The following is a 14156-nucleotide window of genomic DNA, read 5'->3' as shown; positions in this document are numbered from 1 at the left end:
AACGATATTAGTTTTGCGATTTTAGAAGATTAACTTTAAAGGTGTAGGTGTTGTAATTCTCAATTTTTGCCAAGCTTATTAACGATGCGACTACTGACTTAACTACATCTCTGATAAAAGTGTAATTTATAAGTTCAATTTTATCATATGGAGTATCCAGGGTCGGATTTCTAGTTTCTCCCCCTTCACCTATATGCAAAGCAGGATATCCTTTTTCCCAAAAACGAACATGATCACTGGCCTCCAACCCACTAATAGCTTTTACAGATTCCCGATTTGTTTCAAGCGTTACCACTTTTAATGATGGGTTAAATTTATTTGAATTAAACTTGAAAATTTCACCGAGCCGTCTCGAGGTTTTGTTGGTAATATCGAGCACAAAGTCAGCTTTGTTTCCGCTCATCTCAATATCTTTAAAAATAAACGGATAAAGCAACGCGAGTTTAGGAGGAACATATTGGCTGTTTACTTTGATAGATGATCTTCCGATCATGTCGAGATTAATAACTCCTTTTATTTTATATTTTTTTTTGCTGATATCTGAAACATAATTTTTACTTCCTACTGAACCGGGTTCTTCCTGGTCAAAAGCTACAAAATCAACAGATGATCCAAAATTATATCTTGAAAGAACGTTCATCGCTTCTAATAATCCGGCAACACCAGATCCGTTATCATCTGCACCCGGGCTGCTAATTGCAGTATCAAAATGGGCTGTGAGCAGATATCTCCCATTCTTATCTTTTTGCCCGGGAATATGTCCTATAATATTATGCCCAGTATATCCCGAATATCTGAATTGCTGCATAGCTGATAGGACATGACAGGAATCTAACTGACTTTTTATAAATAACTTGACATGCTCAAGATGCTTCAAACCAGAGATCCTGTTACGGATACCATAAATACTGGATAATATTTGTTTTATTCGCATACTGTCAACAGAATTTACAATACACTGGATATCAATAGGTTTAGAGTTATCTATTTTAAGTTGGACCCTAATAAAATGAAGTTTGAGATTCCCGTAACGCCAAACTATCTTCTTGTTACCCCCTCCCATCAGGGTTCCAGCATCTCCAAAAACCTTTGAAGAACCTAAGTTAACGGCAACACCCTTCAGGGTAAACACATGGAGAGACACCTTTACGAAATCACTTTCCGTTTCCTCGATATCGTAAGTTACAATCAACGATCGTAAATGCAGATTATTGAAAATTTTAACATTTGTAATTCTTGGCAGACCGCATTTTGCAATTACAGCCCCTGGAATTATTCCAATAAATACAATTAAAACAACACGTATCATCATAGGTAAAACTGCAATTAACCTTTAAAATATTTTTAACTTATCAGGGCAGTAAATCAAGCTTCCGGATGTCCTAACCGCACAGATGATACTTCCATTATTAAAAAAGCCAAGTAATCAGGTCATAAGCTACATGGGCGACAGACCAGAACTTTAAGATTTTGCATACAAAATTTCTTTTTCCCCAAAAAGTCTTTCGGCTTTAATTCCCATTTCCTTACATTTAGAAATAAACATATCTGATTGTATAATTGGATTGGAATCATCGGTATATTTTATGCTACTGATAAATTCGACCCACGGTTCCTGACCCATCGCATAAACGTAAGCCTCTTTTGGGTGAAAAATATCGACCAGGGCAAGCCCCCTACTGCAGTCTGAACCCGACAGACGGCGGCTGGAATCCTTATCTCTGGAGAGTCTGGACGGCATTAGGGGGCCATACAGCCATGATAATGGCGCTCCGTCACATTCCATTCCCAAAAAGATCACATCAACATCTCCCGTAATTTTTTGAATGTTATGATATAATTCCGGCTCTACAATTCGGGAATCTGCAAAAAAAAGCAGCTTAAAGCTATTTATACTAACCAGATAACAGGATTTGGACAGAATATTGAGATCACTGTGCTCACCAGTAAACGGTATGCCCGTTATAGTCAGATCGTCAAACTTGATGACATCCATTTCTTCTATGGCAGTAACATTCTGAAATCCTATTTTTTTAAACATCCTTTTCAGATCCGGATCCTCAAGCTTACCTGTGTGACTTGCAGGTACAATCATTTTTTTTATCCGATGCCTGAGAGGAAGCAAGGTCTCCAGTAAAATATGATCCTGATGGTTATGAGTTATCAGCACATAATCGATCTCTTCAGGCAAATGATAATCAGAAAAATGCTCAACTGTTGAATGATATCCATAATAACTTATAAGAGGATCAATCAAAATACTTATCCCATCAGTTTCAATCAGGATACAGGCATGTCCAAAATAACGCATTCTTATCTTGTTTCCATTGTAAGGCAGGTATGCGCCGGGTGCTTCCTCAGTAAAGAATGTTGCAAATAATTCCTGCGCTTCCGGGGGAATATTTAATTCCTGTTTGATTGTCTCAAAATCCTTTGCCTTACGTTTCATTCGGGCCAGGCTGTCGATGCTGTCCCTGTTAAAAGGAATCGGGATGTCTATTGCTTGAGAATCAGCAAGTCGCGGTGTGCTTAAACAAAATGGACGCCGGTCGTTATTCGTTAACCACAATGCTATACTTTGAGTGCTCTCATCATAAAATGCACTTTCATAAAGCAGTGCTTCAAAAAAACGAAAACCGGGATTTCCATTCAGATCATAAAATAATTCCACGTAACCTCTAAGAAGTGACGGAATCCTTTCGTAAAGATTTTCCAACCCGAATCCTGAGGCCTCTCCAAGCAATAGGCGGTTCAGTTCTCTGATGCCATTTGCAAGTTCTATCAGAGACTTTCGGCTTTCTAAAGTCGTCTTTAATAAATCATTTACAATGCCGGTTCTATCAGGCGGTAAGTCCATAAAAGGGCCGCCAAGCATTTTGGGGTTTTTTACTGCCTGCTCATGAACATTAGGTGCCAAAATGAAAGACTCCATAATTTTGATATGCCTTTCCACGATATTCATCGCAGCAGTACAAGGGCTTATTAGGTGGCTCCAGGCATACCATTTATCAATTAAGGGTTCAATGACAACATTGGGTTTAAGGTAGACTTCTCTTTTATAATTCGGCATACAACCACACGGCAAATTCGCTGTTCGTTTATTATAATAATATCTCTCAAGGTAAAAATTAATTTTGAAAGTTTATAATTAATAATTAATTATATCTTCAACAAAAGGGGCATAAAATCATATTTAGGTTAGTAGTATAGATCTATATATTTTATATTTGGTAAAACTATATCTGTTGGAACGCCTGCAGAATTATTTAACAAAAAAACAATATTGAAAATATTTAGTTTGACAAACTTACAAGAGGAAGAGCCGGCTGGGTTACCTATACAGTATTCGCGAAATTTCAAGATAAATCTCCGCTATACAAAAGCAGAACTAATAATTAAACACCTAAACTACGCTTATATCCATAATAAAGCATATAAAAATCTATGAAAAATCCAGCATTTACTGTTATTATTCCCTGGTATAACAGACCGGAAATTCTAAAAACCCTGCAAGCAAACAAATCGATCTTCAAAAAGTATGGGGCCGAAGTAATCATATCAAATGTAGGCGGAGACCCCGGAATGATTAAACATCTTTGCGATGATAATATCAGAATAGTTCAAATATTATATAAGAAATTCAACAAATGTCTTGCACTGAATATTGGCGCTTTGTCAAGTTCGTCTGAAACATTATTTTTTTTGGATGCAGATATGATATTAACCGAAGACTTTATTGAAGAAGCGCTGGCACATGTTGATAATAATAATATTGTAATTATCGATGAAGTACTTGAATCCTCTTATGATAAACAGAAATTATATGACAATTCCCAGTTGGACGAAGTCATGGTATATTTGGATATCAAGGCAAAAAATGGCAGGACCGCCAGAATCAGAATGGAGCGCCAGCCGGTGAATTATTACAGTAAAATAGGGAATGGAATTATTTTCTTAAAAAAGAAAGACTTTTTAAGCGTTAACGGAATGAACTCTAATTTTATCGGCTGGGGGTTTGAAGATAATGACTTATTAATAAGGCTTCAGCTACAGCTTGATGTAGGCGTTAAAATAATGGGATCGATGACTCATTTAACCCATGATGATTCATTAAGAGATACCCAAGGAAAAACAATAGAGGAACATGAGAAGATAAACTCAATGGTTGCATTGCAGTTTTATATTAAAGGGATCTACGAAGGGACTTTTAATGAAGATATTGCCTTAAATAACGTAGAAATTGTTCCCTGGCCCTAAGTGGTGAAATCTCAAACCTTAATGAGTGAAATGAATCAGAAAGCATCTTATCTGTCGGACAGAAAGCTCAAACTAGAATCTTTTATAGCTTTTCATCAAAATAATTTAAATCTTAATTTTAAAGGAAAATTACCAAGACTGTTCTTTTTTCCAGTTCCACCAGAAATTGAATTTGTAAACGAAAATCTTTATCTGGTAAACAATGATTTGTATAAAGAGGATTATGGTACGTTTAAGATCTTGATTAACAATTTAAAAACACTTTGCCTGACGGCAGATATTGCCCAAGCTGATTTTGTGGTATTAGCACTTAACTTATATTTTCATTCTGAATTGTCAGCTTATAAACTTCGGGAACTGGTAGCGGAAATAAGAAAATCAGCCCCTGGTAAACAGTTGATCTTGTTTTCAATAGGGGATTTCTGTCTGAAATCGGTAAACAGATCTACCACCTTTGAAAGAGCCCTTTTAAAGAGTTTACCTACTACAAAAGACTTAGTCATAGAATTTGTTCAGCCTTCTGATATATTTATACATTTTGAATCCACGATCGATTTCTATTTTAGTGATATTGCCATTTTTCCACTTATTGAAATTTTACCTATATCGCCTTATTTGTCCAAAAAAGAGTTTTTATTTTCTTTTGTCGGAGAGTTTTACAAGGAAGGCTGGCCGGCCGGATTTATAAGGAGTCCGGATAACAGCACTGTCTGGGAGCGATTGGCAGAGAGAAACATTCAAAATTCTTTGTTACTGAGCGCTGATCAGGTCATTACCAAACATGAGTCTAATCCGTTTATTGATATACCCAGAAGAAGTACATTTACGCTTTGTCCCCGGGGAATCACATCATGGTCTTTCAGATTGTTTGAGGCTATCTTAAGCGGCTCTATCCCTGTTATATTGTCCGATTCTTATATAAAGCCATTTTCTTCCATTATCCCATGGGATAGCTTCACTTTAACTTACCCGGAACATACCTTAAACCAAATAGATGCCATCCTTGAAAATATTCAGCCACACATAATAGAGAATCTGATGGTTAATGTACATAAAAACCAGCATTGGTTTACAGCCTCCGGTTTGATCAGATTGGTTTGCGAGGCTCTGACCGAAAAATTACTTTCAAAAAGCGGAGATCTGTAAATACTGGTAAAATGTTCACTTGACTTTTTTCCAGCTGTAGTATTTCCCATGTTCAAAGATGGTGAGATGATCAACCCTGCCATTAGCGCCGGTTATAAATTTAAAGATACTCCCATAAGTTTTCTGAAAGAATACATTCCTTGATTGTGCATAAAGAATAAGAGTTGGAAATTTGTTATCTCTTGATGATACATTCAAATGCCCATCTTTTTTGGTGATAACAATCTCATCCTGGTCATTTAAAGTATATGTTCCAACAAAATATTTTGCCGCGTCGTTGTCGAGTTTTACTTCTTTCGGTGTTTTCCATAAGGAATAATGGTTATTAAACACGATTGCTGCCAGATCATTATTTAAATTATCAAGGCTTTCCTGATAATCACCGACATTATTCAATATTATAATGGTAACATCCTGGTCGGGGAAATATGTGATATACGACTTAAAACCGATCAATCCTCCGCTGTGTCTGATAACAGCTTTTTTACTTAAGGTATCAACCCACCAACCAAATCCATAATTGCCAAGATTTTTAGTAAGCATTGTTTTCCAGGATTTTTGCGTAAGGATTGATTTTTCAGCTAATACCTTTGTCCACTGATACAAATCGCCAACTGTACTATAAATCCCCCCGGCAGAGAAATAAATAGTAGAATCGACATAAAAAGCCTTCTTTTGAATTTCTCCATTTAATTTTTGATAACCCGTTGCTTTTAGAGGGCTTTTAAGATGAATAAAATCAAAGCCGGAATGATCCATATGGAAAGGTTTGAAAATAGTCTCTCTTACAACTTTTTCATAAGATTTTCCGGTAAGTTTTTCAATTATCATTCCAAGGAGATAGTAATTTGAATTACTGTATCTGAACTTTGCACCAGGCTTAAATGCAGGTGGCTTATTAGTAAATTTGTGTAAAATATAATTTTGTGTAACAGGATGTGAAACTAATAGGGAATCTTCAGGCCCTATATCTTGGGCAAAATCATAAAGTCCTGACGTATGGTCAAGTAGGTTCTTTATAGAAATCTTATGCCACTGCGGAAAAGCCGGGAAATATTTAGTGACCTTGTCGTTAACAGACAATTTCCCTTCATCCTGGAGCTTCATGATAAGCGTGGCTGTAAAAGATTTAGTTAGTGACGCTATCTGAAATATCGTATTCTCATCATTCAGTGTATGTTTAGAATAGTTTTTCCATCCATATCCTTTTTTTAATATGATATGGCCTTTTTTGGCGACCAGTACCGATCCGTTAAATGCATTGGCGGTAACGGCAGAATTAAGATACTGGTCTAATTGAGAACCTACCTCCGGAAATGTCCGGTGATCCTGTTGTGCAAGGGAATATGAACTGACCGATAAAAAACAAATTAAAAGGCCAATTTTCACACTCCAATGTATAATTTCTATAAAATTTTCTTTTGAAGGGGTATATACTTTAAAATTATTGTTTTTCATAAAATTGCTGTTTATTTGACTAGGATGATGATCGTTTCGTTTAATTTTACCTTGGGCTAATTAATTCAGGTCATAGAAACAAGAATCTTTCTATTCCCTTTATAAGGCCTTCGTCCATGACAAACCAGTACATTGTCAAGAAAAAGAAGATCTCCTTCAGACCAAGGACTCACAACAGCCAACGTCCTGATCGTGGAGGTGATTTCCTCAATCATATCCCGTGTAATTTCCGTATCGTCGCCGAAACAAACATACGTCGGTAAATCTTCTTCTTTCCGGTAAATAGAAAGCAGGCTTTCATATATCTCTGCTGACAGGTGGAGTGGATGAAACTGGTCAATTTGATTAAACCAAACTTTTTCGCCTGAAATGGAATGCTGGATAATTCCATCCCTTAATTGAATAAGCTTTATTCCTCCACCTCTCGTCCACTGGTAGCTGATATCATTTTCGCGGCAATGTCTTTCTACATCAGCCATCTCATTCGTTTCAAAGGTACTTTGCCAAGAAGGGCCTAATCCCCTTCCGCCATGTAAATTTCTTATGTATTTTATTTTTTTTTCTTCGATCTCCTTAATTAACCGCTTGTCCATATTCAAAAAAATTTCCCTTGAGTCAGCTATTGGTGTTTCTCCGCCGGCTTGTGCGGCAACAATACAACAAAACATCAGCCTGGATGGCCATTTACTTGCGTATGAAAGTTCATTGTGAAGGGTAATCGGTAAGCTGGAATCGTATTCCGTTGATGTATATACTTTTGACGTAAGTTTCGTCCTTGGCGAATTCCCGTCTACATAATCAAACGGGGTCGGATTTATGAAATTGGTTAATTTCTCGAAATCGCTGGCAGTGTTTATTTTAATACCTCTAAAAAGAACAGCTCCCCTCGTTAATAAATTCGAATTTACGGCTTCTATACTGCCCTGGTACCATTGAAAAAAATCTTCAATTTTCACCGGGGCGGTAAACTCAATAACCACTGGAAATTTATCCGCATGGATGCGCACATCGCCATTTGAATACATATTTGGTAAATTTTTCATATAAATTGATATAAATCGAGTAAGACAAATGTGCATTTACTTCACTTATCTGATGATTGCTTGATTAACCTGGCTGTCATCCGTATTGCTGGCCTTTTATTTTTCTTAAAATTATTTCGATGATTTTACCCTCTTGTCCGAAAATAAAAAAGTGCCCCCCGGGAAATTTAATTATCTCGATTTTCTTTTCTGTCTCAGCCTGCCAAGCTTCTGCCTCGGCACGAGAGATTTTATCTTCAGTGCCTATCATAACTGTTATAGGTATATCCAGAGCCACTTCAACTTCATGCCGGTGAGTTTCGATCAGCCGAAAATCGGCCCTTATTATCGGCTCAAAAATATCCATCATGTATTTGTCATTCAGTATTTCTTCCGGACATCCTCCCAGTTTAATCAAGTTATCGATAAAATCTTTCCGGGGAAGTAAATGCCGTAAAACTTGCTGATCTTTTACAGATGGCCCTCCGCTGCCGGAAAAAAAAAGGTGGCAAGGTTTATTTAGATTTTCATTAACAATCTTTCTTGTCAGGAGATAACCTAGAATTGTCCCCATGCTGTGTCCATAAATACCATAAGGAGCTTTCAAATGATCTTTTACCTGATCAAAAATATCATTTACCATATCAGAAATATTGACCAGTAGGGGCTCATTTATCCTTGACCCTCTTCCAGGCACTTCTATTGGTATTATATTAATACCATTCCTTTTAGCCGCCCCGGTAAAGCCAGAGTAGGAATACTGAGATCCGCCCGCATAGGGTAAGAAAATGACGTTCATTAGTTTTAATATTATATTAGCTTCTGAAGTTTAACTTAGTTTCTGTTTCTCCGAAATTGAATTTGATAATTCTATCCGCAACTGGGTAATACATGTCATCATGTGTGACGATAATAACCGTCTTACCTCTCATCTTCAAATCCTGAAGGACATAATTATAAAAATATGACCGAAAAAAAGGATCTTGATCTGCTGCCCACTCATCAAGTACGAGCAAATCTTTATTCTCCAATAATGCATAAATGAGACTGATCCGTTTTTGCTGGCCTTTGGATAATTCTATATCCAACTTATTTTTTTCTTCATTAATAGTAACAATTTCATTGATTTTCATTAAAGTGATATATTCTAAAAGCTCTTTATTCCGATGGTTAATCTCAAAATCGTCATAGTTTTGGGAAAGCATATAATTGTCAGCGAAGACTACAGCTATCCGATTTCTGTAATTAGCATAATTGTTTTTTGTTATAAGGTGACCATTGAAAAATATTTGTCCGGAAGTTGGTCGCAAAAGTCCGACCAATATATTTAGGAATGTCGTCTTCCCACTTCCGTTCCCCCCTGTAATGAAAATTAGTTCCCCACTGGAAATCACCATGTGCTCAACCTTAATCGAAAACTGATCCTTATTTCCATCATAAAAATAAACCAGATCTCGAATATTCAGACTGCTGAAATCTTCGTTTAGTTGTTCATTTTCGGCGTTATTGCCAGCAGTTCCCTCTACCCAATCAATCTGAAGATCAAACTCATTAAGCTTTTTCATGGATGCCTTCATTCTGGAATAATATGGAATAAAGGCAATCAAAGAAGCAATCGGCCCCATTAAAAATAACAGCGTGATGATGAAACCGGTCACCATCTTGGAATCTACCGCAAAATACTGCGGTAGTACGTATAAAATAACCCCAATTAAGATGAACCAGAAATACCTTCCTAACAATTCATTATTAAGCCACTTCACAGAAGCTATTATAGTAAGTTCTTTTACCGTATTTCTGTTTTTATCGAGTTCATCAAATAAATTCTCTGATTTGACCGTACTCATTTTTATCTCTTTAAACCCATTTAGCAGATCATGGATATTTTTATGATAATCATCCGTAAGAGCTCTGGTTTTATCTATAATTTTTTGGGTCTCCTGTGTTCTGAAATAGTACATGAAACCTAATATTGCCAATAAACAATATACGGCAAGAGCTCCGAACAATGATACTGTAGAAAGATAAACGAGTCCAACGATCAAAATTATGATCGAGTTAAAAGTTTCGATAAAATGATTGGGAAACTGACTGATAATTTCGGTATCCTGTAAATATGAATATACCTTTTCACTTCCATAGTTTTTGAAGTCCTCGTAAGAAGAAAGCCGGACTTTTTGAAAAAGTAATATGCCACTATCATAAGATAATCCGACTGTCATTTTCAACATAAATGTTTGGAAAAATCTACTCACAAAATAAGATATGATTATTAACACGATAAAAATCAATAAAGCATTATCCTTGAAATAAGGCAATGGCACATTGGTGATTTTGCTGTTTATTAAAAGTAATAAAGCATTGTTCCAAACCGCATTAGTGAGTCCCAAAGCGATAAGAAATAAATAAAAGTACTTTGACTTATTTTGTAATATTTTAAATATTTCCATTCAGTGGTTATCTTAAAGTAATGAATAGTAACTTTATCCAATTGATTTTCTTTCCTTCGGCCTTAAGCCGGTTGTGGAAAGAATTTAGTTTTTTATAAATGACAGGATATGTTTTTTTATGCTTTCCTTATTCTTTTGTTCCATGATGGTCTCGTGATTTCCATCGATCAGCACATGCACAATTTTGCCGGATGTATAATTTAGCCAGATTTGCATATCTGTTTTATTGTTATTGTCCCTGGCTTCAATCGCGAGAATATTCCCCTTAATGGAACCGACTGTTGTGTAACCCATCGAAATTGAATTGCTGTTCAGAAATACTTTTTTTAATTGTTTTTTATAAACCTGGGGCATTCCATCAAAAAACACTTCAAAAAGACGCTCGTTATCCCTTACCTCAAGATTTGGAAAATCCTTATAAGGTTTATTGTTAATGTAAGCTTCAAGCAGTATCAGTTTAACTTTTAAGCCGGAAAGTTCGAGTCTTTTTGCCAAGTCGAACGCTACAGATACACTCCATGAATACCCAAGCAGTATCACATCTCCATGAGGTAAAATATCTAAAATATCCGCGGAGAACTTTTCAATCAGTTCATCTCTTGATTTAGCCATTCCTGTATTTTGGAAATAGCCATCGAAGAGAAACCCATAGCAGCTTAAATGATTTTCCAGGGATGTTGCAAGAGGAATATAGGACAACGGTATCCCATCCGCTGGAGGAATCATAAAACAGGATGGGTTCCGTGCATCTGAAGTATTTAACTTTACAATTTGACTTTTACCATCCGGTTCCCCTTCATAAAGATATTTTGCCAACTCAGCAATTGTCGGATAATTAAACAGGTCATTTAAAGTAAGGTTAAAATTCAATTTTAGATAAACTTCGTAGGTTAAAAACAGGGTAATACTTGATCGGCCACCGCATTCAAAAAAATTGCTATCGATAGCCATTTTATCTTTATTCAGTATCTTGCTCCAAACGCCGGTTAAAATATTTTCAATCTTGTTGATGGTTTTTCTGGGAAGATCGATACCGGATTCGGGAATATAATTATCAACGTTCAAATAATTACTGATGGCAATTTCGTCCGCAGTAACCTTGTCTTCATTACCTTCACTTGTTTCGCTGGTTGTCAAAATAAGTAGTTTTTCAATAATCTCGTAAAGCAGTTTCCAGCAGGTATCGCCAAAGTTTTGGATTTCTTTTTGATCATATTGGCTTTTAGCATAACGTATCTCTATCAATAGATTATCTTCAATCCTACAGATAATATCTAGTGCAAAAATGTCATTTGTTGCGAAACCTTGTTCATTTAGCGACCTTTGGTCTGCCTTAAATTCACCCTGATAAAGGACATTACTAAATTGTCCCTGATAATTAAAGGATATTTCAGGTGTTAACTCATCTGACAACAAAGTTGCCGGGCTGAAAACATTGTTAAATAGGCTGTAAACAAACCTATTTTCAGGCAAGGTTGACAGTAAACTCCTGGCCTTATCCAACATTGATAAGCAATCCTCTTCTAGCGAAAACTCCATTAGAACGGGATATTCATTTGTGAAACACCCAATTGTCCTGTTGAAATTTAGTCCGCCAAGATTTTTTTGCCGTCTGTTATCTTTCACATCAACTAGAAATCTATTGCTGTTGAAACATTTACTATAAGCAATTCCGATTGCACAAAGAAGCATATCGTTGATGTCCATCCCATAGCCAGCATTTGATCGTTTTAATAATAACTCGGCCACCTTATGATCCAGAACAACTGTATTGGTGCCAAATTCTTTAAATGGCTTTGCAGCTCTGAAGGAGGATACTTCTTTGCAATCTATATTTTGCCAATAGCTGATTTGTTTCTTTCCTTTTTTATTTTCCGCAAAGCTATACAGGTACTTTGTCCAGCTTTTAAAGGAACTTGTCTTCGCGCCTAACTCCAAAGCATTGCCTTCCCGGTATTGTTCGTAAAGAGTATTTAAGTCTTGTAAAAGAATGTTCCAGGATTCATAATCGATAATTGCCCCATGTATTGCAATATATATGCAACATCTCGTTTTTAGCTCAAAAACTGCAGTCCTCATCAGTCCCTGCTTTTCTTTATCGATTTCATCATTGATTTCGTCAGTAACTCTTTTAATGAAAAGAGGTTCAGATTCTTCATTTCGAACTTTATAATACTGAATTGAAACAGGGTAATCCATTTCGTGGATAAAAAAACCTGATTTGTTTTTATTCTCCGTTAAGCCTGCGCGTAATAAATCATGATGTTCCTGCAATTTCTTTATAATAACTGTAGCCGTGTCTAATTTCACTTTATCGTCTGCGTAAAATAGTATTGACTGTACCTTATCCGTTGACTTTTGGGATGTTTTATTTAGATATTTCTTTTGATATGGTGTCGGGATGACTTTTCCAGACATCAGTGCTGCATTTAGTGCGTCGTTTCCATTTCTTGCCCTGATGATTTCTGAGATCTCTGCGATTGTTGAGTATTTGTATAAGTCTGAGATATTGAGTTCAGCTCCCCATATAATTAACTGAGAAAAAACTCTTAGTAACTTAAGAGAGTTGCCTCCGGATTCAAAAAAATCATCATAGATACTTATTGCCCCATTCGCTAATATTTTTCCCCATATTTCATATACGATCTGTTCTGTATTGTTTCTTGGCTTTTGTTTTGTTATTTCGGGGTTCAAATTTACCGTTGGATCTGGCAGCGCTTTTTTATCCAACTTACCACTACTCGTTAAAGGAAATTCTGTTACGCTCACTAAGGACGACGGTTGCATATAATTTGGCAATTTTGCTTTTAAGAAAGCCTTTAGCTTTGGAATTTCTACGGCATCCTTACTTTTAAAATAGGCCATTATTAACTTGTTCTGTTCTGTTCCCCTGACTATTACTGCTGAACTTGTAATTCCCTTGAAACAATTTATTGTCGTCTCGATTTCATCCAATTCTATTCTTTGTCCTCGAAGCTTTATCTGATTGTCCAGCCTTCCTAAATATTCAATATTCCCATCAGGGAGCCAACAGCCAACATCTCCGGTTTTATAAATCCGGTTTTCAGGTTTTATACGGTTAATAACAAATCTTTCTTTAGTCAGGTCGGGCAGATTAAGATACCCCCTTGCGAGCCCTACCCCACTTAAAATAATTTCTCCCGGTATCCCCACAGGAACCGGATTCATCATTTTATCCATGATATATATTTGCATGTTGTTGATTGGCTTCCCTATCGGAATTACGGTATCATTGCTTCTTGTAGCATAATAACTCACATCCACGGAAGCTTCCGTGGGTCCGTATAAATTGTGTAGTGGTATCGTTAGCTTTTTATAGTATTTTTTAACCAGCTCAACGGTAAGCGCCTCACCGCTTGCTATGACCATATCAAGTGAAATCAGTTGATTGATCTGATTTGTTTCCAGATCGTCTAAAAATGCCTCTAATATTGATGGTACAAAATGCACAACTGTTACTTGGTATACTTTTATATGGTCAGCTAGGAGGTGGGTGGAATATATTATTTCTTTTTTACAGACAACCAATTTTGCACCATAACAAAGCGTTAAAAATATTTCCCACACTGAAACGTCAAATACAAGGGGGGTTCTTTGGAGTACTACAGCTGTATTATCAAACCCGTAATTTTTCCACATCCAGTTGATGCGATTGACCACCCCCCTGTGCTCTACCATCACTCCTTTCGGGTGACCCGTCGAACCTGACGTATAGATCACATAGACAATATCTGATGGCTTATTCAACGCAGGAAGGTTTGCCGCAGAAGCAGGAACGCTGTTTGCCAGCAACTCCAGCAGG

At 36.5% G+C, this 14156-nt stretch carries 9 protein-coding genes; 2 read left to right on the top strand and 7 right to left on the bottom strand.

Annotated features, from left to right (window positions below):
- Nucleotides 1-7 precede the first annotated feature (7 nt).
- Both AB6735_RS22175 and AB6735_RS22170 read right to left on the bottom strand, forming a co-directional pair.
- A complete protein-coding gene (locus AB6735_RS22175; protein WP_370998263.1) occupies nucleotides 8-1312 on the bottom strand; it encodes a M28 family metallopeptidase in 1305 nt (434 codons plus the stop codon).
- 150 nt (nucleotides 1313-1462) lie between these two features.
- Complete coding sequence (locus tag AB6735_RS22170) at nucleotides 1463-3070, bottom strand: MBL fold metallo-hydrolase (protein ID WP_370998262.1); 1608 nt, start codon at nucleotides 3068-3070, stop codon at nucleotides 1463-1465.
- A gap of 374 nt (nucleotides 3071-3444) precedes the next feature.
- Between AB6735_RS22170 and AB6735_RS22165 the strand changes: the two genes are divergently transcribed.
- Nucleotides 3445-4257, top strand: a complete 813-nt coding sequence (locus AB6735_RS22165) for a galactosyltransferase-related protein (RefSeq protein WP_370998261.1) — start codon at nucleotides 3445-3447, stop codon at nucleotides 4255-4257.
- A 30-nt stretch (nucleotides 4258-4287) separates the two neighbouring features.
- On the top strand, nucleotides 4288-5403 hold the full coding sequence (locus AB6735_RS22160; protein ID WP_370998260.1) for an exostosin family protein: 1116 nt from the start codon (nucleotides 4288-4290) through the stop codon (nucleotides 5401-5403).
- Between the two features lie 15 nt (nucleotides 5404-5418).
- On the opposite strand, the gene AB6735_RS22155 is transcribed toward AB6735_RS22160, so the two are convergent.
- The 5 genes from AB6735_RS22155 to AB6735_RS22135 form a co-directional block, all read right to left on the bottom strand.
- A complete protein-coding gene (locus AB6735_RS22155; RefSeq protein WP_370998259.1) occupies nucleotides 5419-6861 on the bottom strand; it encodes a serine hydrolase domain-containing protein in 1443 nt (480 codons plus the stop codon).
- Between the two features lie 65 nt (nucleotides 6862-6926).
- On the bottom strand, nucleotides 6927-7904 hold the full coding sequence (locus AB6735_RS22150; protein ID WP_370998258.1) for a TauD/TfdA family dioxygenase: 978 nt from the start codon (nucleotides 7902-7904) through the stop codon (nucleotides 6927-6929).
- A gap of 76 nt (nucleotides 7905-7980) precedes the next feature.
- Nucleotides 7981-8682 carry a thioesterase II family protein gene (locus AB6735_RS22145; protein WP_370998257.1) on the bottom strand — a complete coding sequence of 234 codons (702 nt, stop codon included), beginning with the start codon at nucleotides 8680-8682 and terminating at the stop codon, nucleotides 7981-7983.
- Nucleotides 8683-8698: 16 nt separating this feature from the next.
- Nucleotides 8699-10333 carry an ATP-binding cassette domain-containing protein gene (locus AB6735_RS22140; RefSeq protein ID WP_370998256.1) on the bottom strand — a complete coding sequence of 545 codons (1635 nt, stop codon included), beginning with the start codon at nucleotides 10331-10333 and terminating at the stop codon, nucleotides 8699-8701.
- Nucleotides 10334-10417: 84 nt separating this feature from the next.
- Nucleotides 10418-14101: an amino acid adenylation domain-containing protein gene (locus AB6735_RS22135; RefSeq protein WP_370998255.1), complete on the bottom strand. Its 3684-nt coding sequence runs from the start codon at nucleotides 14099-14101 to the stop codon at nucleotides 10418-10420.
- Nucleotides 14102-14156: the final 55 nt, after the last annotated feature.

It is taken from the genome of Mucilaginibacter sp. RCC_168 (assembly GCF_041355315.1).
In the GTDB taxonomy this organism is placed as follows: Bacteria; Bacteroidota; Bacteroidia; order Sphingobacteriales; family Sphingobacteriaceae; genus Mucilaginibacter.
Note: the sequence above shows the minus strand (reverse complement) of the source record. Positions and strands in the feature narration are given on the sequence as shown.

What these genes read in the sequence shown, in the direction of transcription:
- AB6735_RS22165 (WP_370998261.1), top strand. Translation starts at nt 3,445, where the DNA reads ATGAAAAATCCAGCATTTACTGTTATTATTCCCTGGTATAACAGACCG.
- AB6735_RS22140 (WP_370998256.1), bottom strand. Translation starts at nt 10,333, where the DNA reads ATGGAAATATTTAAAATATTACAAAATAAGTCAAAGTACTTTTATTTA.
- AB6735_RS22175 (WP_370998263.1), bottom strand. Translation starts at nt 1,312, where the DNA reads ATGATGATACGTGTTGTTTTAATTGTATTTATTGGAATAATTCCAGGG.
- AB6735_RS22155 (WP_370998259.1), bottom strand. Translation starts at nt 6,861, where the DNA reads ATGAAAAACAATAATTTTAAAGTATATACCCCTTCAAAAGAAAATTTT.
- AB6735_RS22170 (WP_370998262.1), bottom strand. Translation starts at nt 3,070, where the DNA reads ATGCCGAATTATAAAAGAGAAGTCTACCTTAAACCCAATGTTGTCATT.
- AB6735_RS22145 (WP_370998257.1), bottom strand. Translation starts at nt 8,682, where the DNA reads ATGAACGTCATTTTCTTACCCTATGCGGGCGGATCTCAGTATTCCTAC.
- AB6735_RS22160 (WP_370998260.1), top strand. Translation starts at nt 4,288, where the DNA reads ATGAATCAGAAAGCATCTTATCTGTCGGACAGAAAGCTCAAACTAGAA.
- AB6735_RS22150 (WP_370998258.1), bottom strand. Translation starts at nt 7,904, where the DNA reads ATGAAAAATTTACCAAATATGTATTCAAATGGCGATGTGCGCATCCAT.